The sequence below is a fragment of the Paraburkholderia sp. genome (assembly GCF_035501035.1).
In the GTDB taxonomy this organism is placed as follows: domain Bacteria; phylum Pseudomonadota; class Gammaproteobacteria; order Burkholderiales; family Burkholderiaceae; genus Paraburkholderia.
Window position 1 is genome coordinate 1 of the sequence record NZ_DATJWR010000118.1, and the last position, 18,633, is coordinate 18,633.

Consider the following 18,633-nt stretch of genomic DNA (forward strand, 5'->3'; position numbering starts at 1 on the left):
TTCGCGAGCGTGGCCGCCTGGCCCGGATTCAACTGCGTGTTGGCCGGCATCGGCACGGTGCCCCACACGCCGCTGCTGCCTTCCAGAATCTTGTGCGTGAGATAGGTCTGCGCGTCGGGCTTGCCCGCGTACCTGGCGGCAATGTCGTGCAGGGCGGGGCCCATGAAATTGCGCGTGACCGAATGGCAGCTCATGCAGTTTTGCTGCTGGGCGAGCGTGAGGCCGGTCGGGCCATGCTGCGCGCGGGCCGGGGCCGTCCAGAGCGCGCCGGCCATGCCGAACCCGAGCGCGGCGGCGAGCGTCGCTGTCTTCTTCTTTGCTTGCGACTTCCGTTTCATACTGGTCTCCGCCAGCTTGGGCGCCGGCTGTGTCGTCGCATTATAGAAGCAAAGGGCGCACGTCCAGGACGCGCGCCCTTTTTCGTCGCGGGCCGCCCCGCGCACGCAAGCGTTGCGGCTCAGCCCGTGACCGCGCCCTCGTTCGCCGGCCGCGCGAGCGCCGCGTATTTCGCCAGCACGCCGCGCGTGTAACGCGGCGCCGGCTGCTTCCACGCCGCGCGACGGCGCGCGAGTTCGGCGTCGTCCACGTTCAGTTGCAGCAGGAGCTTGTGCGCGTCGATGGTGATCGAATCGCCTTCCTGCACGAGCGCGATCGTGCCGCCTTCGAACGCCTCCGGCGCGACGTGCCCGACCACCATGCCCCAGGTGCCCCCCGAGAAGCGCCCGTCAGTGATGAAGCCCACCGATTCGCCGAGCCCCTTGCCGATGATCGCTGAAGTCGGCGCGAGCATTTCAGGCATGCCGGGCCCGCCCTTCGGACCGAGATAGCGCAGCACGAGTACGTCGCCGGCCTGGATCTTGTCGGCCAGGATCGCTTCGAGAGCACTCTGCTCGTCGTCGAACACGCGTGCGGGGCCCGTGATGACCGGGTTCTTCAGGCCCGTGATCTTGGCGACGGCGCCTTCGGTCGCGAGGTTCCCCTTGAGGATGGCGAGGTGGCCTTCCTTGTACAGCGCCTCTGCGATGGGAAAGATCACCTTCTGGTCGGCGCGCGGCTTCGACGGCACGTCCTTCAGTTCCTCGGCGATGGTCTTGCCCGTGATCGTCATGCAGTCGCCGTGCAGCAGGCCTGCGTCGAGCAGGATCTTGAGCACCTGCGGAATGCCGCCGGCCTCGTGCAGGTCGGTTGCGACATACTGGCCCGAAGGCTTCAGGTCGCAGATCACCGGCACTTTCTTGCGCATGCGCTCGAAGTCGTCGATGGTCCACTCGATTTGCGCCGCGTGCGCAATGGCCAGATAGTGCAGCACGGCGTTGGTCGAGCCGCCCGTCGCCATGATGAGCGCCACGGCGTTTTCGATCGACTTCTTCGTGATGATGTCGCGCGGCTTGAGGTCCTGCTTGACCGCTTCGACGAGCACACGCGCCGACTCCGCCGCCGAGTCGACCTTTTCCTCGTCGGGGTTGGCCATCGTCGACGAATACAGGAGCGACATGCCGAGCGCCTCGAATGACGAGCTCATGGTGTTCGCGGTGTACATGCCGCCGCACGAACCTGTGGAGGGGCATGCGTTCTTCTCGACGCCTTCGAAGTCTTCCTCGGTCATGCGGCCCGCCGTGAATTCGCCGACGGCCTCGAACGCCGAGACGATCGTGAGCGCCCGGCCCTTCCAGTTGCCCGGGCGGATCGTGCCGCCGTACACGTAGATGCCCGGCACGTTCATGCGCGCGAGCGCGATCATGCCGCCCGGCATGTTCTTGTCGCAGCCGCCGATCACGACCACGCCGTCCATCCACTGGCCCTGCACGCAGGTCTCGACGCAGTCCGCGATGACTTCGCGCGAGACGAGCGAATACTTCATGCCCTCGGTGCCCATCGACATACCGTCGGAGATGGTGGGCGTGCCGAAGGTCTGCGGGTTCGCGTCCGCCTGCTTGATGGCCGCGACGGCCGCGTCGGCGAGCCGCTGCAGGCCCGCGTTGCAGGGCGTGATGGTCGAATGACCGTTGGCGACGCCAATCATCGGTTTGTCGAAGTCGGCCTTCTCGTAGCCGAGCGCGTAATACATCGAACGATTCGGCGAGCGGGCGACGCCTTGCGTGATGTGCTTCGAACGACGGTTATAGGGCATGGGGACCTCCGGTGGGCTTTGTCTCGGATGCCGGGCCTGGGTGGGCTCTTGTGGGGACGCGCCGGCATGTGCGTAGAAGCATGCGATTTCGCGAGAAGGATGTCTAATATATTATTCGTGGTCTATTGAGTCGGAAAACATATCAATGCGGGCACGATGCCGATGAGTTCGACGATCCCCGATCTGCGCCAGTTGCGCTACTTCGTGGCCGTCGCCGAGGAACAGCATTTCGGGCGCGCGGCGGCGCGGCTTTCGATGACGCAGCCGCCGCTCTCGCAGGCCATCCGCGCGCTGGAGGAGACGCTGGGCGTGGAGTTGTTCGCGCGCACGCGGCGCTCGGTCGAATTGACGGCGGTGGGCGCCGACCTGCTGCCCGAGGTGCGTCGCCTGCTCGCCTCGGCGCAAGCGTTGCGGCCGCTCGCGCAGAGCCTCGCGCGCGGCGAGGCGGGGGTGCTGGCGCTGGCGTTCGTCTCGACCGCCGATTACGGGCTGCTGCCGCTCCTGCTTCGCGACTTCGGCGCGCGCTATCCGCGCGTGCGCCTGCAACTGGCCGAAGCCACGAGCGACGTGCAGGTGGAAGAACTGGTGGCGGGGCGCATCGATACGGGCCTCGTGATCGCACCCTTGCCGCCGCGCCACGCGGCGCAGCTCTCCTACCTGCCGATCGCGCGCGAGCCGCTGGTGGTTGCCATGCCGTCGGAACTGTCGGCGCGGCTCGCGGGCGCGACTGGCCCGACCAGCGCCATCGACCCCATCGACCCGACCGGCGCGGACTGGATCGACGAACCCGTGAGCCTGCGTGAACTCGCCGACGTCCCGCTCGTCGTCTTTCCGCGCCATCTGGCCCCCGGCTTCTACGACACCATCATGGACTGCTATGGCGCGGCTGGCCTCGCGCCGGTCGTCGGCCAGGAGGCGATCCAGATGCAAACGATCGTGAGCCTCGTCTCCGCAGGCATGGGCGTGGCGCTCGTACCGCAGTCGCTGCGGCATCTGCGGCGCACGGGCGTCGTGTACCGGCCGCTGGCCGGGACCGTGCCGATGATCGAAACGGGGCTCGTGTGGCGCTCGGCGGAGGTGAGCCCGGTGCTCGCGGCGTTTATCGAAATCGTGCGCGCGCACGCGGGGACGGTGGGCGCACGGCAGACGAAGTAGTACCAGGCTCGGCCACACACGGGTTTTTCATCTGTCGCGGTTACATTCGGCGCGCGCGCGAAGCGTGCATTTCGGCTCGTGCACCCTCGCGTCGGCGATAATGTCACGCCGTGACGCGCTGGCGGCGAACCTCGCCGCCCTGCAAACGTCCAATGTGCCCGGCCTGATTTTGCGAGCCGCGCCGCACTGCTTACAACCCGATTTCACCTGATATCGCCGACAAGACCTCACTCCACGATGCTCATCCACCCGAACTTCGACCCCGTCGCCATTCATCTGGGGCCGCTCGCCGTGCGCTGGTACGGCCTCATGTATCTCGTCGGCTTTATTCTCGCGATCGTGATCGGTCGTCTGCGCCTGCGCCTGCCGTACGTGGCCGCGCAGGGCTGGACCGCGAGGGACATCGACGACATCCTGTTCTACGGCGTGCTCGGCACGATCCTCGGCGGCCGCCTCGGCTACGTGCTGTTCTACAAGGCGAGCTGGTATTTCGCGCATCCGCTCGACATCTTCAAGGTGTGGGAAGGCGGCATGTCGTTTCACGGCGGCTTCCTCGGGGTGACCTTTGCGATGATCCTGTTCGCGTGGCAGCGTGGCCGCACGTGGCTGCAGGTGACGGACTTCGTCGCGCCGATGGTGCCCACCGGCCTCGCTGCAGGGCGCCTCGGCAACTTCATCAACGGCGAGCTGTGGGGGCGCGTGACCTCGCCCGACGCGCCGTGGGCGATGCTGTTCCCGGGCGCCGCGAACGACGACGCCGCATGGCTCACCGCGCATCCGCAACTGGCCGCACAGTGGCACCTGAACGAAGTGTTTGCGCAGTACCACCTGCTGCCGCGCCATCCCTCCGAACTCTACGAAATTGCGCTCGAAGGCGTCGCGCTCTTCATCGTGCTGATTCTTTTCTCGCGCAAGCCGCGGCCCCTCGGCGCGATCTCGGCGATGTTCCTGATCGGCTATGGCCTCGCGCGTTTCACGGTCGAATTCGCGCGCGAACCCGACGACTTCCTGGGCCTGCTCGCGCTCGGTCTTTCGATGGGGCAATGGCTTTCGCTGCCGATGATCATCGTGGGCATTGGCGTGATGGTGTGGGCGTATCGTCGTGCGAATCGCCGCAAGGATGGCAACGACGGCGCGCACGTCGCGGGCGCGAAGAGCTGACGCCTACGCGAGGGGCACGACACGCCTCGCGCTTTCGCCCTATGAAAAAAGCCACGGTTTCACCGTGGCTTTTTTCGTTGCGAAGGGCGCGCCTTACTTCACCTGCATTTACTTCATCTGCACCGACCCCGAGACATTGACCGTCACCGTGGACGTGCCGGCTTCGAGCGGCAAGGGTGCCATCTTCGCGTCCGCCGAAGTGGCGCGCGCGCTCATCATCATCACGGGGCGCGGCAGCACGCCCGAGTGCCCCACGTTCACGTCGCGGATCGTATAGCTGCTGTAGCCGAACGCGCGCGTGGCCGCAATGGCCTGGTCGCGGAACGAGGCGATGGCCTGGCCCGAGAGCTTCTGCTCGGCTTCGCGCTGTGCTTCGGGCGAAAGCGAGAATTGCATGTTGCCCACCTGCATGACCGAGGAAAGGTCGCCGGCGAGCTTCGACGCCGCCGCGAAGTCATGCGACTCGAGCACGACTTCCGTGCGGCCGCGCCAGGCGGAGATGCGCCCGTCGCGATCGGTGGAGGGGAGGATCGAGAACTGGCCGGAGCGAACGGTGACGCCCGCCACACCTCTGGCTCTTTGCAGCGCGGAGTCGGCGCGCTGATTGAGCGTGGCGGTGAGCGAGGCGGGATCGTTCGCTTCCTGTTCGTAGAACAGCGTAATGGTAACGACGTCCTGCGGGACTTCGGCGCTCGCCTGTGCGGAGAGCGAAAGCACGCCCGAGGGCTGGTAACGCGCGTCGCTTTGCGCAAGCGCGGTGCGCGGCGCGAGCGTCATGGCGAGGGGAACGGCGGCAACGAATGCAGCGGCAAGCTTGACGACGGTTTTTCTGTTCATTGAGGCTCCTTGCAGAACATGGGTCGCAGGCCGCGCACGCACGGCATGTCAGCCGCTCATGGCGAGACACGACGATGCACTACGCGCGCGGCCACGCACGACTGTGCCCGATTGTGGCCCGATTGTGTGTTTGACGTGTCGCGCGTGCACGCTGTTTGCGCGGCGGCTTTCCCGCGACGCCATCCTCGACTCACATCAGATGTTTCGTGATGAAGTTCCACTCGGCCGTGGTGACCGGTGTGATCGAAAGACGATTGCCTTTGGCGAGCACGCGCATGTCCGCGAGCGGGTCGTGCTCGCGCAATGCGGCCAGCGGAATCAGCGCGCACTTCTTCTTGAACACGACATCGACGAGCATCCAGCGCGGATTCTCCTGCGTCGACTTCGCATCGTAGTAGGGGCTCTTCGGATCGAACTGCGTGGGGTCGGGGTAGGCCGTGGATGAGACCTGCGCAATGCCCGCGATGCCGGGTTCGGGGCAGCTCGAGTGATAGAACAGCACGCCGTCGCCAGGTTGCATCGTGTCGCGCATGAAGTTGCGTGCCTGATAATTGCGCACGCCGGTCCACGGCAGCGTGCGTTGCGGTGCGTTCGCGAGGTCGTCGATGCTGGCTTCGTCGGGTTCGGACTTCATCAGCCAGTAGCGCATGAGTCGAAGGTCACGTCGAAAGGGGAGAGGGGCGGGCATGCATGACGATACGTGCCGCACAAAGGAAAACGGCATCGGACACAGGTCCGATGCCGTTCGAATAGGTCCCCGCCTTAGCCGCTAGGCCGGCATCCTGAACCGAGGGTTCAGAATTGGTCGCAGTTAGCAGCACTTCGGGTACATCAGACTGTGTGACGCGCACGCCCGTGCTACAAATTTCCGCAACCGTGCACATGGCATTGGTTCAAGGAATATATGACCTTGGCGAACCAGGCAGGGAAGCTGATAAAACTGGTTGGTAACGTGTGTTTGAAAACCCGTGTCTAAAAACGCGCGTTTAGAAACAAACCGACGCTACCGATGAACAACACGAATGATGGATGCTACAGCGTTTATTGCGCTGCGTACTGCTGGATCACTGCGCCGAGTTGCTCATTCATTTGGCGCATTGTACGACGGATTTCTTCCGCTGGGAATGCTTCCCCATGTCGCACGCTCGTTTGCAGGCGCAGCAGCTCCGAGGCGAGCGAGAGCGCCGCCATCACCGCGATGCGATCGGTGCCGCGCACGTTGCTGTGATTGCGGATCTTCGACATTTCGGCGTCCACGCGCGCCACTGCTTCGAGCAGGGCCTGCTCCGTTTCCGGCGAACAGACGAGGCGATAGGTCTGCCCGAGTATCGTCGCTTCGATCTGCTTGGTGGTCATGCATTTTCTCCGTGGCGGGCTGCGTTGCTGTCATCGTCGTTGCTCGGCGACGGTTCGAGCAGATCGAGCTGGTTCTCGCGCTCGTTGCTCGCGCGTGCGCGCGGCAGCTTTTCGAGGATCGCGTTCAGACGCACCTGCGCGTCGTCGATCTTGGCCGAGAGTCCATCGCGCTCCGCTTGCAGGGCGTTGCGCTCTTCGCGCACCTGTTCGAGTTCGGCGCGCGTGGCGTCGCATTGCGCACGCAGCTGCGCGAGTTGCTCTTCAAGTGCGAGGCGTGCTTCATGATGGCGCTGATTAATTTCTATCAGTCGCCCGATATTCTGTGAGAGTGTTTCGAGTTCGTTGAGCATGTGCTGCGTCCTCTAAAGACAGGCATTCTAGCGCGGATTAAGGCGTATTCCGATAATTGTGTCGTTTCCAGACGTAACATCCCGGCTTCTTACCCGCTTCTTACCCGAATCGTGTTCGAATCGCACGCGACCATGCACAGCGCGGTCAGGCAGGAACGCAAATTGCCCGGGCTGCGCGCGCAGGACGTCGTCTCGATAAACGGTCCGCGCGTTATAACATCACGAATTCCGGGCTTTTGCCCCGCGCGCGGCGAAACCTTTCGTCTTCAGCAACATGAGCTTTGCCGTTCGCAGCGAATCCCCCGGTTATTCCTCGTGATTTCTTTTCAAACCTGCCGCCGAGTCCTTTGATGCGTTCCGTGAGTCGCGATGAACCCCACGCTGCGCCCTCGTTGCGCGCGCTGCCGCGCCGCTCGATGAGCGCGCGCCGCGCCTCGTTGATCTGGGCCGCGCTCGCGTTGGCGGCGCTCGTGGTTTTCGCGGCGTCGCTCGCGAGCGGCAGCGTGAGCGTGACACTCGCGCAAGTGCTTTCGGCGCTCTCGCCCTGGCAAGGCGCACATGGCGCGCCCGACATGGCGACGGAAATCGTGAGCACGCTGCGCCTGCCGCGCGCGCTGGCCGGCTTCGCATGCGGTGCCTTGCTCGCGCTTGGCGGGGCGCTGCTGCAGGTGTTGCTGCGCAATCCGCTCGCGGAGCCGTACGTGCTTGGCGTTTCGGGCGGCGCCGCTGCCTTCGCGCTCGTCGCGATGATCGCGGGCGTGGCCTGGTGGGGCGTGCAGGCCAGTGCCTGCGCGGGCGCGTTCGTTTCGATCCTGCTCGTGCTTGGCCTCGCGCGCCGCGAACTGTGGCGCGGTGAACCGCAGGACAGCTCGCCGCGTCTTCTGTTGACCGGCGCGGTGACGGCGGCAGGCTGGGGTGCATTGATCACGCTGCTGCTCACGCTCGCGCCCGACACGCGCTTGCGCGGCATGGTGTTCTGGCTCACGGGCGACCTGAACGGCGCGGGCATGCCGTGGCCCGCGCTGGTGGCGCTCGCCGTGGTGCTGGCGGGCGTCGTGCCGGCCGCGCCGATGCTCAACGTGCTGTTGCGCGGCGACGCCGCCGCGCAGGCGCTCGGCGTGCCGGTGCTGCGCCTGCGCGTGGGTATCTATCTCGCCGCGTCGATTGCTGCCGCGGCCGCGGTGACGACGGGCGGCACCATCGGCTTCGTGGGGCTCGTCGTGCCCCACATGCTGCGCCTCGCGTTCGGCAACGATCAGCGCATGCTCGTGCCCGCCGCCGCGCTCGCGGGCGGCGTGGCGGTGATGGGCGCCGACCTCGTGGCGCGCACCGTTGCCGCGCCCGCGCAATTGCCCGTGGGTGTCGTGACCGCGCTCGCGGGCGTGCCTGTGTTCCTGTGGATGTTGCTAGCGAGGCGCACGCGATGAGCGACGCAAGCGCACCGCTACTCGCCGCCCGCGCGCTCACCTTGCGCGCGGGCGCGCGCACGCTCGTCGAATCGCTCACGCAGGTGTTCACCGCCGGCGAGATCTGGTGCGTGGCGGGCGCGAATGGCGCGGGCAAGACCACGCTGATCGGCGCGCTTGCGGGCTTGCGCGAGAGCGCGGCGGGGCACGTGGAGGTGGAGGGCGTGGCGCTCGGCGAATGGCCGCCGGTGCGCCTCGCGCAGCGTCGCGCGCTGATGCCCCAGGACCAGCGCGACGCATTCAGCGCGAGCGTGCTCGACACCGTGCTGCTCAATCGTTATCCGCATCTTTCCGGTTGGGGCTGGGAAGGCGACACCGATCGCGCCGCCGCGCACGCCGCGCTCGCCGCGCTCGGTCTCGAAGCCCTCGCCGCACGCGACGTGCTCTCGCTCTCGGGCGGCGAGCGCCAGCGCGTCGCGCTCGCCGCCGCACTGTGCCAGGGCGCGCCGCTGCTGCTGCTCGACGAGCCGCTCGCGCATCTGGATCTGCATCATCAGATTGCCTGCCTCGAAGCGCTCTCGCGCTGGGTGCGCAGCGAAGCGCGAGCGATCCTGTTTTCCTGTCACGATCTCAATCTCGCGCGGCGCTTCTCGACGCACGCGCTCCTGCTGGATGGCCACGGCGGCTTTCACGCGGGGCCCGTGCGCGAAGTGCTCACCCCCGAGCGCGCGAGCGCCGCATTCGGCCATTCGCTCGTGCTCATACGCGAGGGCGCGCACGAGGCGCTCGTGCCCGCGCTCGCATCGAGCGCGTCGACATCGCATTTGCCGGGATCGAACGGCGCGCGCTAGCGCACCGCTTTCGCCTTTTTCACCAAGATACGAACACACCATGACGTCATCGCTTACTGAACTGCTCGCAATCGAACCGCTCGACCTCTCGTTGCGCGACGAACTGCAGCGCCTCATCGACACGAAGACCAAACCGCCCGGCAGCCTTGGCCGCCTCGAGGCGCTTGCGCGTCAACTCGGCATGATCCAGCGCACCACGCGTCCGAGCGTCGAGCGCCCGGTGATGATCGTCTTCGCGGGCGATCACGGCATCGCGGCCGAAGGCGTGAGTCCCTATCCGCAGGCCGTGACCGCACAGATGGTCGCGAACTTCCTGGCGGGCGGCGCGGCCATCAACGCATTCAGCGGCGTGGCGGGGCTCACGCTCGAGATCGTCAATGCGGGCGTGGCGACGCCGCTGCCGCCATCGTCCGCGCTCGTCGACGTGCCGGTTGCGCGCGGCACGCGCAACTTCGCGCGCGAGCGCGCCATGACGCGCGAGGAGGCCCAAGCCGCACTCGCGGCCGGTGCGGCGCGCGTGCGCCATCACGCGGCGCTCGGCACGAACGTGATCGGCTTCGGCGAAATGGGCATTGCGAACACCTCGGCGGCCGCTTGCCTGATGAGCCGGCTGTGCGGCGTGCCGATCGACGAATGTGTTGGCCGTGGCACGGGCCTCGACAACGCGGGCCTTGCGAAGAAGCGCAACGTGCTCGCGGCCGCGCTCGCGCATCACGCCGACGCGCGCGAGCCGCTCGACGTGCTCGCCGCGTTCGGTGGCTTCGAGATCGCGATGATGGCGGGCGCGTACCTCGAAGCGGCGCGCTCGCGCATGGCGATCCTCGTCGATGGCTTCATCGCGACCGCTGCGCTGCTGGTCGCCGATTCGCTCGCGCCGCAAGTGCGCGACTACTGCGTGTTTGCACACGCATCGAATGAGGCGGGGCATCGTCGCATGCTCGATCACTTCGGCGCGCGCGAGCTGCTGGCGCTCGATCTGCGGCTCGGCGAGGGCACGGGCGCGGCGCTCGCGGTGCCGCTCCTGCGCGCGGCCGTGGCGTTCCTCAACGAGATGGCGAGCTTCGAGCAGGCGGGCGTGGATGAGCGCAGCGATCGCGACGGTCGTGGCGCGTGAGAGCAGCAAAGTGAATCCGCTCGCGGAGCTGCGTTACTTCTTCACGGCGCTCGGCTATTTCACGCGCGTGCCGGTGCCGCGCTGGGTCGGTTTCGAGCCCGCGTGGCTGAACGCGGCGGCGCGCTACTTTCCGCTCGTCGGCGTGTTGATCGGCGCGCTCGCGGCGCTCGTCTATCTCGCCGCGCTGCGCGTGTTTCCGGCCGGCGTCGCGGTGCTGCTTTCGATGGCCGTCACGCTCGTCGCCACCGGCGCTTTCCACGAGGATGGTCTCGCGGACTGCTGCGACGCATTCGGCGGTGCGTACACGCGCGATGACGTGCTGCGGATCATGCACGACTCGCGCATCGGCGCGTTCGGTGCGATCGGCCTCGTGGTGGCGCTCGCGCTCAAGTGGCAGACGCTCGCGGCGCTGCCCCCCGCGCGCGCCGCGATGCTGATGATCGCCGGCCACGCCGCGAGCCGCGCATGTGCGATCAGCTATCTCGTCTCGCTCGATTACGTGCGGCCCGAGGGCAAGGCCAAGCCCGTCGCGCAGCGCATGAGCGTGCGCGCTTGGCTTTGCGCGTGCGTGTTCGGCATCCCTTGGCTCTTCTGGCCGATGTCGTCCACGTGGTCTACATGGTCCGCCGGTCCCGACTGGCGAGCGGGCGTGGCGACGCTCGCTGTGCTCGCGGTGCTGCGCTTCGTGCTGGGGCGCTATTTCGTGCGCCGTATCGGCGGTTATACCGGCGACTGTCTCGGCTTCGCGCAGCAGGTGTTCGAGATCGCGATCTATCTCGTGGGGCTCGCATGGATCTCGTGCTGATCCGCCATCCCGCCGTGGCCGTGGAGGCGGGCGTCTGCTATGGCGCGAGCGACGTGCCGCTCGCCGGCGACCCCGCGCCGGAGTCGGCGTCGCTCGCGGCGCGGCTCGCGGCGCTCGGCGTGCGCGCGCCGCATCGCATCGCGACGAGCCCGCTCACGCGTTGCGCGAGCGTCGCGGCGGCGCTCGCGCTTGCGCACGGCAAGACGCCGGCGGCGGACGCACGCCTCGCGGAAATGGATTTCGGCGCGTGGGAGCGGCAGCGCTGGGACGCGATCGAGCGCGCGCAGATCGACGCGTGGGCCGCCGATTTCGAGCACGCGCGCGAGCACGGCGGCGAGAGCGTGGCGCAGTTCGATGCGCGCGTGAGCACGTGGTTCGAAACGCTCGACGCGCTCGAGAAGGCGACCGTCTGGGCCGTCACGCATGCGGGCGTCATCCGCGCCGTCACGGCGCGCGCGCTCGGCGTGCCGCTTGCGCGTTGCGTGCGCTGGCCGCTGGAGATGGCCGCCATCGTGTGGCTGCGCTACGACGCTTCGAGCGCGCAATGGCTGCTCGCGCGCTGGAACGCCTGACCAATCGATTCGGATGCCGAATCAATGCGTGGCGTGGGCGTTTGCGTGCGCGTTTGCGTCGGTGTCGCGCGAGCGGGCGAGATCGAGATCCTTGCACAGTTGCGCCGCGCCTTGCGCGAGGCGCGGCGTGGGACGCGTGAGCAGATCGCCGTCGATGGCGAAGAGATTGCCGCGCGCAACCGCCGTGAGCGTGGGCCACGAATGCCAGCGCGTGAGGCTCGGCAGCGGCTGGTCCGGAGATGTCGCGCCTTGCGAGGCGGTGACGATCGCTTCGGGGTTCGCGGCCAGCACGGCTTCCGTCGAAACCGTCGGCACGAGCGGCTCGAGCGCCGCGAACACATTTCGGCCGCCGCACAGCGCGATCACGTCGCTGATCATGTGCGAGCCGTTGATGGTCATCAGCGGCGCCTCCCAGACTTCGTAGAAGACGCTCACGGGCGCGCGCTGGGCGTAGCGCGCGCGCAGTTGCGCGATGTCGCGCCGGTAGGCACCGGCGGCGGCCTGTGCCGCGGGCTGCGTGCCGAGCAGCACGCCGAGCCGCGTGAGCGAGGTCGCGACATCGTCGAGCTTGTGCGGTTCGCTGAAGAAGAGTGGAATATGCAGCGCGCGCAGGCGGTCGAGTTGCTGCTGCGCATTGCCGTGACGCCAGACCACGATCAGGTCGGGCTTGAGCGCGACGATGCGTTCGAGATCGAGCGCGCGATTGTCGCCCACGCGCGGCACCTGCTGCGCCTGTGGCGGGTAGTCGCTGTAGGCCACCGCGCCGACGATCTTCGCGCCGCCGCCCGCTGCGTAGAGCAGCTCGGTCACGTGCGGCGCGAGGCTGATCACGCGGTGTGCGCTTGCGGGGAGGGTGACCGTGTTGCCGGCGTCGTCGGTTGCGGTGACGGCTGCTTCGGCGGCGCGCGGTGCGAACGCGCAAAGGCCGCTTGTGAAGGCGAACGCGATGGCGAGTGCGAGGCCGCCGGTGCGCATCAGCCGATCGCCCGCATGGCCTGCGCGAGCGCGTGCTCGAAGCGCCGCCATTCGTCTTCGGAGGCGGGCAGGCCGAAGCGCAGGCTGGCGGGCGCGTCGAAGCGGCGCGTCCACACGGCGTGGCGCGCGAGCGCGTCCTGCAAGGCCGGCGCGCGCGGATCCGTGACCCAGGCGAAGAGCGGCGTGGCGTGCGGCGCGAAGCCATGCGCGCGCAACAGCGCGACGAGGCGCGCGCTTTCGGCCGCGAGGCGCACGCGCATCGTGCGTTGCCACGCGCTGTCTTCGAATGCGTGGATGACCGCGTGGCGCGCGGGGCCGCTCACGGTCCATGCGCCGAGCCGTGCGCGCAGTGCGCCGAGCAGCGCGGGCTGAGCCAGCGCAAAACCACAGCGCGCGCCAGCGAGCCCGAAGAACTTGCCCGGCGAGCGCAACACGACGAGACCCTGCCGATCGGTTGCGCGCGCAAGCGTATTGGCTTGTGGTGCATCGAACGCATCGGCGAAGGCTTCGTCGACGATCAACGTGCCGCCGCGCGCTGCGAGCTGCGCGTGCCAGCGCAGCAGGCGGGTCGCATCGAGATGCGTGGCCGTCGGGTTGTTCGGATTCACGACGACGGCGTGCACGATCGCGTCCGGCAACGCATCGTGCGTGACGTCGAGCGGCGCGATCTCGTGGCCCGCCTGCGCGAACGCCGGAGCGTATTCGCCGTAAGTGAGCGGCGCGATGGCCACGCGCGTGCGCGGCAGTAGCGCGGGCAGTGCGCGGATCGCGGCCTGGCTGCCCGCTACCGGCAGCACGTGCTGAGCGTCGGGTGCGCCGTAGTAGCGTGCCGCGCAGGCGGCGAAGCCGTCGCCGTCGTCGGGCAGGCGCCGCCATGCCGTGGCCGGCACCGGCGGCACGGGATAGCCGTGCGGATTGATGCCGGTCGATAGGTCGATCCACGTCTCCCAGGCCATGCCGTAGCGCTGCGCAGCTTCGTGCAGATTCCCGCCGTGCGCGACGAGGGCAGGGGTGGCGGTGGGTTTTTCAAACATGGGTCGCCACGCTAAAGAAGGCAAGCGCGAGCAGCGCCGCGAGCCACAGGATGGTGGTGCGCTCGACGAGCCGCAGCGCGGCATGCACGTCCTGCGCGCTCGGCGGCGAGCCCGCGCCGAGCGCGGGGCGCTCTTCGAGCGTGCCGTGATAGACGGCCGCGCCGCCCAGCAGCACGTTCAGGCTGCCGGCGCCTGCGGCCATCACCGGGCCCGCGTTCGGGCTTTCCCAGCGATGCGCCTGCTCGCGCCAGCAGCGCAGCGCCGTGCGCGTGTCGCCGAGCAGCGCGTAGCTCGCGGCCGTGAGGCGCGCGGGAATCCAGTTGAGCACGTCGTCGATGCGTGCGGCTGCCCAGCCAAAGCGCAGGAAGCGCGGCGTGCGATAGCCCCACATCGCGTCGAGCGTGTTGGCAAGGCGGAACGCGAGCGCGCCGGGTCCGCCCGCGATCGCGAACCAGAACAGCGCGCCGAAGATCGCGTCGTTGCCGTTCTCCAGCGCCGATTCGACGGCCGCGCGCGAGAGCGCGGTGGCGTCGGCATGGGCCGTGTCGCGAGAGACGATGCGGCCGGTCAGCTCGCGCGCGGCCGCGAGGTCGCGCTGCGCGAGCGCCGCGCCGATCGGCGCGATGTGCTCGGCGAGGCTGCGGGCGCCGAGCGCGAACCACAACAGCGCGACGTGCAGCGCCCACGCTAGCGGCCAGGGCAGCAGCGCGCACAGCAGCATGGCGACGACGACGGGCGGCGCGACGGCGGCGAGCCACGCGAGGAGGCCGAGCGGGCGGCCGCGGCGGCCCGTGTTCAGACGCGCCTCGATGAGGCTCGCGAGCCGGCCGAAGGCAACGAGCGGGTGCGCGCGGCGCGGCTCGCCGAGCCAGCGATCCACGGCGACGCCGGCCACGGCGAGCGCGGCGGTAACGGGCAGCGTGAGCATCATGAGGTTTGCGGCGGCGCCTTGAGGACCAGCGGCAGTCCGGCGGCGACGAGCGTGGCGCGGTCCGCGAGCGCCGCGATGCGCTGGTTCAGGCGGCCGAGTTCGTCGACGTAAAGGCGCGTGGCTGCGCCGAGCGGCACGACGCCCATGCCGATCTCGTTGCTCACCACGAGCACCGTGCCTTGGGCGCGCTCGCAGGCGGCGGCGAAGGCGTCGAGGCGCGCGCGCCAGTCGGGCAGCGGTGCGTCGTGGGCGTCGGGCGGGCACAGCAGGTTCGCGAGCCACAGCGTGAGGCAGTCGATCAGCACGCAGCGGCCAGGCGCGGCGGTCGCATCGAGGGCGCCCGCGAGGTCCAGCGGCGCTTCGACCAGACCCCAATGCGCGGGCCGGCGCGCGCGATGGTGCGCGATGCGATCGGTGAATTCGGCGTCGCCCGTGAGGCGCGCGGTGGCGAGATAGGTGACTGGCAGGCCGCTCTCGGCGGCGAGACGTTCGGCATGCGCGCTCTTGCCCGAGCGCGCGCCGCCGACGATGAAGGTGAGATCGCGCGAATGCATCGCGTGATTGTAACGGCTTGTCCCTCGCTGTTCCTCGCCTGTTCCCCGGCTGTTTCCCGCCTGTGTGCCTATTCGGTCGATACTTCCGGGTGGCTCGTGCGCCGCCACGGCGCGCGATGGGATAATGCGCGTTCGCCTTAGCCGCCCATGCGCCACCCGCCACCGCTTCATGACCGTAACGCTACCCACCGTGCCCACCTTACCCGCCGTACCATCAGGCACGCTGATGATTCAGGGCACGACTTCCGACGCCGGCAAGAGCACGCTCGTGGCCGGCCTGTGCCGTCTCGCGCGTCGCGCGGGCGCGCGCGTGGCGCCGTTCAAGCCGCAGAACATGGCGCTGAACAGCGCCGTGACCGTGGATGGCGGCGAGATCGGCCGCGCCCAGGCGCTGCAGGCGATCGCGGCCGGCATCGAAGCGCACACCGACCTCAATCCGGTGCTGCTCAAGCCCAACAGCGACCTCGGCTCGCAGGTGATCATCCACGGCAAGGCGCGCATGAACCTCAACGCGCGCGCGTACCAGGACTACAAGCCGCTTGCGCGCGAAGCCGTGCTCGAGTCGTATGGGCGACTGCGCGCGCGCTACGACACACTGTTCGTGGAAGGCGCGGGCAGCCCGGCCGAAGTCAACCTGCGCGCCAACGACATCGCCAACATGGGTTTCGCGGAGGCGGTCGACTGCCCCGTGGTGCTGGTCGCCGACATCGACCGCGGCGGCGTGTTCGCGCACCTGATCGGCACGCTCGCCTGCCTTTCGCAGAGCGAGCGCGCGCGCATCAAGGGCTTCGTCATCAACCGCTTTCGCGGCGATCCTTCGCTGCTCGAGCCCGGCCTCGACTGGCTGGAGGCGCAAACGGGCAAGCCCGTGCTGGGCGTCGTGCCGTATCTGCACGGCCTCACGCTCGACGCCGAGGACATGCTGCCGGGCGCCGCACACAGCGCTGCGCAGGCTGGCGGCGAGATCCTGCGCGTGGCCGTGCCAGCGCTGCCGCACATCAGCAACCACACCGACTTCGACGCGCTGCGCGCCCATCCGCAGGTCGATTTCCGCTACGTGCGCACGGGCGAGGCGCCGCCCGCCGCCGACCTCGTGATCCTGCCGGGCTCGAAGAACGTGCGCGACGACCTTGCCTGGCTGCGCGCGCAGGGCTGGGAGACGGCGCTCGCGCGGCATCTGCGCTACCGCGGGCGCGTGATCGGCATTTGCGGGGGCATGCAGATGCTCGGGCGCACGATCGCCGATCCGCATGGCGTGGAGGGGGAGCCCGGCGCCGTCGAAGGCTTCGGCTGGCTCGACTACGACACCGAACTCACGCGCGAGAAAACGCTGAAAAACGTGACAGGCGAGCTCGCGCTGGAAGGCGCGGCTGCGGCGCGGGTGGCGGGCTACGAGATTCACATGGGCGTCACGCGTGGGCGCGCGCTCGATACGCCCGCGCTGCGGCTCGCGGCGGGCGAAGGTGCAGCGTCTCGTGCGGCGGGCCCGGACGGCGCATGCTCGGCCGACGGCCAGATTCTCGCGACCTACGTGCACGGCCTCTTCGACACGCCCGAGGCGTGCGCCGCGCTCCTGCGCTGGGCCGGGCTCGCGGCGGCGCACATGGTGGACTACCCGGCGCTGCGCGAGGCATCGCTGGAGCGGCTCGCGGATACGCTCGCGGCGAGCCTCGATCTGGAGAAGGTGTTCGGCGCGATCGGCTGAAAGCGCCACTCGATGCCGGGCTGTGCGGCAGGCTCAGTACAGGACCATCTGCGTGCAGCGGAAGAGCGCGATGGTCTTGCCGTCCGGGCCGCTTACCGTGGCGTCCCAAACCTGCGTGCTGCGCCCGAGGTGCACGCCCGTCGCCACCGCCGAGATCGTGCCTTCGCGCGCGGTGCCGAGGAAGTTGCTCTTGAGCTCGATGGTCGTGAAGTTTTTCGCGTTGGGCGGCAGGTGGGCGAGGCAGGCGTAGCCGCAGGCGGTGTCGGCGAGACCGATCACCGTGGCCGCGTGCAGGAAACCGTTGGGGGCGAGCAGGTTGCTGCGCACGTCGAGTTCGGCCCGCAGCCGGCCTTGTTCGAGGTCAACCGGGCGCAAGCCCAGCAAGTCCGGCAGGCGGCCTCGCTGGCGCTCGAGCAGGGTTTCGATTGTGATGTCCTGGCGTAGCGTGCTCATCGTCGTTCAGTCTCCTTATTTGATGGGAACAATGCGGGTGGGCGCACGCGGGGGACTTCGGCGGCGCGCAATTTGCCGATATTATCGGACGGATGTTTCAGGGCGCCAGCCTCGCGTCCAGCAGGCGCCCCGCCAGGCGGCCTCGCAGGGAAGCAGGCAGCGCATTGACGAAGAAGCACGGCAAACCGGCTGGCCATGAGCCAGCCATCCTGACGGGAGCATTCATGACGGTAATCGTGGTGGCGAATCCCAAGGGCGGCGTGGGCAAGAGCACGCTGTCCACCAATCTGGCCGGCTATTTCGCCGCGCAGGGCGAGTGGGTGGCGCTCGCGGACCTCGACCGGCAGCAGTCCTCGCACGCGTGGCTCGATCTGCGGCCGGCGACGCTGCCGGCCATCGAGAGCTGGCAGGTCGATCTGGAGAATCCGGCGAAGCCGCCCAAGGGACTCGAGCACGCCGTCATCGACACGCCCGCGGGCCTGCACGGCAACCGGCTCGGCGCGATCGTCGAGCTCGCGGACAAGGTGATTGTGCCGCTGCAGCCCTCGATGTTCGACATCCTCGCCACTCAAGACTTCCTGAACCGCCTCGCGAAGGAGAAGGCCGTGCGCAAGGGTGCGATCCAGGTGGGCGTGGTGGGCATGCGCGTGGACGCGCGCACGCGCTCGGCCGAGCAGCTGCAGCGCTTCGTCGAAGGGCTCGAGCTGCCGGTGCTGGGCTATCTGCGCGACACGCAGAACTACGTCCAGCTCGCCGCGCATGGCCTCACGCTCTGGGATGTGGCGAAGAGCCGCGTCGAGAAGGACCTCGATCAGTGGCAGTCGATTCTCGGCTGGGTGAATGGCAAATGAGCGGCAAGTAGGCCAATACCGGCCCGAATGCGGCCCGGCACCAGCCTCGCGCGTCAGCTCCAGCTTTGCGTGGGCACGTGGTCGCGGCTGCCCTTGATGCGGTTGTTCTCGTCGACGAACACGAGGTTCGGCTTCCAGCCGGCCTTGAGCTCTTCCTCTTCCACGTTCGCGAAGGCCGCGATGATCACGAGGTCGCCCAGTTGCGCGCGCCGCGCGGCCGAGCCGTTCAGCGAGATCATGCCGCTGCCGCGCTCGCCCTTGATCGCGTAGGTCGTGAAGCGCTCGCCATTGTTGATGTTCCAGATGTCGATGCGCTCGTTCTCGACGATGTTTGCGGCTTCGAGCAGGTTCTCGTCGATGGCGCACGAGCCTTCGTAGTGCAGCTCGCAGTG

Annotated in this window: 21 protein-coding genes and 1 other RNA gene; 9 read left to right on the forward strand and 13 right to left on the reverse strand. The window is 68.4% G+C overall.

Annotated elements, in window-relative coordinates; all coding sequences use genetic code 11:
* Both VMJ11_RS08415 and ilvD read right to left on the reverse strand, forming a co-directional pair.
* On the reverse strand, positions 1 to 338 hold a 338-nt coding region (locus tag VMJ11_RS08415), incomplete at its 3' end, for a c-type cytochrome (RefSeq protein ID WP_414694343.1).
* A 119-nt stretch (positions 339 to 457) separates the two neighbouring features.
* On the reverse strand, positions 458 to 2,131 hold the full coding sequence (gene ilvD / locus VMJ11_RS08420) for a dihydroxy-acid dehydratase (protein WP_325618832.1): 1,674 nt from the start codon (positions 2,129 to 2,131) through the stop codon (positions 458 to 460).
* Between the two features lie 162 nt (positions 2,132 to 2,293).
* Here ilvD and VMJ11_RS08425 point away from each other — a divergent pair, with 162 nt between their 5' ends.
* A complete protein-coding gene (locus VMJ11_RS08425) occupies positions 2,294 to 3,286 on the forward strand; it encodes a LysR family transcriptional regulator (protein ID WP_325618834.1) in 993 nt (330 codons plus the stop codon).
* A 237-nt stretch (positions 3,287 to 3,523) separates the two neighbouring features.
* On the forward strand, positions 3,524 to 4,447 hold the full coding sequence (gene lgt, locus VMJ11_RS08430; RefSeq protein WP_325618836.1) for a prolipoprotein diacylglyceryl transferase: 924 nt from the start codon (positions 3,524 to 3,526) through the stop codon (positions 4,445 to 4,447).
* 108 nt (positions 4,448 to 4,555) lie between these two features.
* Here the strand turns inward: lgt and VMJ11_RS08435 are convergent, their stop codons facing one another.
* From VMJ11_RS08435 to VMJ11_RS08455, 5 genes are all read right to left on the reverse strand, one after another.
* On the reverse strand, positions 4,556 to 5,284 hold the full coding sequence (locus VMJ11_RS08435; protein WP_325618837.1) for an SIMPL domain-containing protein: 729 nt from the start codon (positions 5,282 to 5,284) through the stop codon (positions 4,556 to 4,558).
* A 190-nt stretch (positions 5,285 to 5,474) separates the two neighbouring features.
* Positions 5,475 to 5,933 carry an EVE domain-containing protein gene (locus tag VMJ11_RS08440; protein ID WP_325618839.1) on the reverse strand — a complete coding sequence of 153 codons (459 nt, stop codon included), beginning with the start codon at positions 5,931 to 5,933 and terminating at the stop codon, positions 5,475 to 5,477.
* A gap of 101 nt (positions 5,934 to 6,034) precedes the next feature.
* Positions 6,035 to 6,216, reverse strand: a non-coding RNA gene (ssrS, locus tag VMJ11_RS08445) — 6S RNA.
* Between the two features lie 109 nt (positions 6,217 to 6,325).
* Entirely contained in the window at positions 6,326 to 6,640 is a 315-nt protein-coding gene (locus VMJ11_RS08450; protein ID WP_325618841.1) for a cell division protein ZapA, read from the reverse strand.
* Positions 6,637 to 6,990: an ATPase gene (locus VMJ11_RS08455; protein WP_325618843.1), complete on the reverse strand. Its 354-nt coding sequence runs from the start codon at positions 6,988 to 6,990 to the stop codon at positions 6,637 to 6,639. Before VMJ11_RS08455 ends, VMJ11_RS08450 begins: the two co-directional genes overlap by 4 nt.
* Before the next feature lie 350 nt (positions 6,991 to 7,340).
* Here VMJ11_RS08455 and VMJ11_RS08460 point away from each other — a divergent pair, with 350 nt between their 5' ends.
* The 5 genes from VMJ11_RS08460 to cobC are packed head-to-tail and all read left to right on the forward strand — an operon-like array spanning position 7,341 to position 11,738.
* Complete coding sequence (locus VMJ11_RS08460; protein ID WP_325618845.1) at positions 7,341 to 8,417, forward strand: iron ABC transporter permease; 1,077 nt, start codon at positions 7,341 to 7,343, stop codon at positions 8,415 to 8,417.
* On the forward strand, positions 8,414 to 9,247 hold the full coding sequence (locus VMJ11_RS08465) for an ABC transporter ATP-binding protein (RefSeq protein WP_325618847.1): 834 nt from the start codon (positions 8,414 to 8,416) through the stop codon (positions 9,245 to 9,247). The genes VMJ11_RS08460 and VMJ11_RS08465 overlap by 4 nt, the downstream gene beginning before the upstream one ends.
* A 40-nt stretch (positions 9,248 to 9,287) precedes the next feature.
* A complete protein-coding gene (cobT, locus tag VMJ11_RS08470) occupies positions 9,288 to 10,361 on the forward strand; it encodes a nicotinate-nucleotide--dimethylbenzimidazole phosphoribosyltransferase (RefSeq protein WP_325618849.1) in 1,074 nt (357 codons plus the stop codon).
* A 10-nt stretch (positions 10,362 to 10,371) separates the two neighbouring features.
* Positions 10,372 to 11,166 (forward strand): adenosylcobinamide-GDP ribazoletransferase, encoded by a 795-nt coding sequence (locus VMJ11_RS08475; RefSeq protein ID WP_325618869.1) that lies wholly within the window; start codon positions 10,372 to 10,374, stop codon positions 11,164 to 11,166.
* Positions 11,151 to 11,738, forward strand: coding sequence for an alpha-ribazole phosphatase (gene cobC, locus VMJ11_RS08480; RefSeq protein ID WP_325618851.1), 588 nt, complete (start codon positions 11,151 to 11,153; stop codon positions 11,736 to 11,738). Before VMJ11_RS08475 ends, cobC begins: the two co-directional genes overlap by 16 nt.
* Positions 11,739 to 11,759: 21 nt before the next feature.
* On the opposite strand, the gene VMJ11_RS08485 is transcribed toward cobC, so the two are convergent.
* The 4 genes from VMJ11_RS08485 to cobU are packed head-to-tail and all read right to left on the reverse strand — an operon-like array spanning position 11,760 to position 15,232.
* Complete coding sequence (locus tag VMJ11_RS08485) at positions 11,760 to 12,713, reverse strand: cobalamin-binding protein (RefSeq protein WP_325618852.1); 954 nt, start codon at positions 12,711 to 12,713, stop codon at positions 11,760 to 11,762.
* Entirely contained in the window at positions 12,713 to 13,747 is a 1,035-nt protein-coding gene (cobD, locus tag VMJ11_RS08490; RefSeq protein WP_325618854.1) for a threonine-phosphate decarboxylase CobD, read from the reverse strand. The genes VMJ11_RS08485 and cobD overlap by 1 nt, the downstream gene beginning before the upstream one ends.
* On the reverse strand, positions 13,740 to 14,678 hold the full coding sequence (cbiB, locus tag VMJ11_RS08495; RefSeq protein ID WP_325618856.1) for an adenosylcobinamide-phosphate synthase CbiB: 939 nt from the start codon (positions 14,676 to 14,678) through the stop codon (positions 13,740 to 13,742). The genes cobD and cbiB overlap by 8 nt, the downstream gene beginning before the upstream one ends.
* Entirely contained in the window at positions 14,675 to 15,232 is a 558-nt protein-coding gene (cobU, locus tag VMJ11_RS08500) for a bifunctional adenosylcobinamide kinase/adenosylcobinamide-phosphate guanylyltransferase (RefSeq protein WP_325618858.1), read from the reverse strand. The genes cbiB and cobU overlap by 4 nt, the downstream gene beginning before the upstream one ends.
* 169 nt (positions 15,233 to 15,401) lie before the next feature.
* Here cobU and VMJ11_RS08505 point away from each other — a divergent pair, with 169 nt between their 5' ends.
* A complete protein-coding gene (locus VMJ11_RS08505; protein WP_325618860.1) occupies positions 15,402 to 16,937 on the forward strand; it encodes a cobyric acid synthase in 1,536 nt (511 codons plus the stop codon).
* A 33-nt stretch (positions 16,938 to 16,970) separates the two neighbouring features.
* On the opposite strand, the gene VMJ11_RS08510 is transcribed toward VMJ11_RS08505, so the two are convergent.
* Positions 16,971 to 17,390, reverse strand: coding sequence for a PaaI family thioesterase (locus tag VMJ11_RS08510; protein WP_325618861.1), 420 nt, complete (start codon positions 17,388 to 17,390; stop codon positions 16,971 to 16,973).
* Positions 17,391 to 17,614: 224 nt separating this feature from the next.
* Between VMJ11_RS08510 and VMJ11_RS08515 the strand changes: the two genes are divergently transcribed.
* Positions 17,615 to 18,241 (forward strand): ParA family protein, encoded by a 627-nt coding sequence (locus VMJ11_RS08515; protein WP_325618863.1) that lies wholly within the window; start codon positions 17,615 to 17,617, stop codon positions 18,239 to 18,241.
* Between the two features lie 53 nt (positions 18,242 to 18,294).
* Here VMJ11_RS08515 and panD read toward each other — a convergent pair.
* On the reverse strand, positions 18,295 to 18,633 hold a 339-nt coding region (gene panD / locus VMJ11_RS08520), incomplete at its 5' end, for an aspartate 1-decarboxylase (RefSeq protein WP_325618865.1).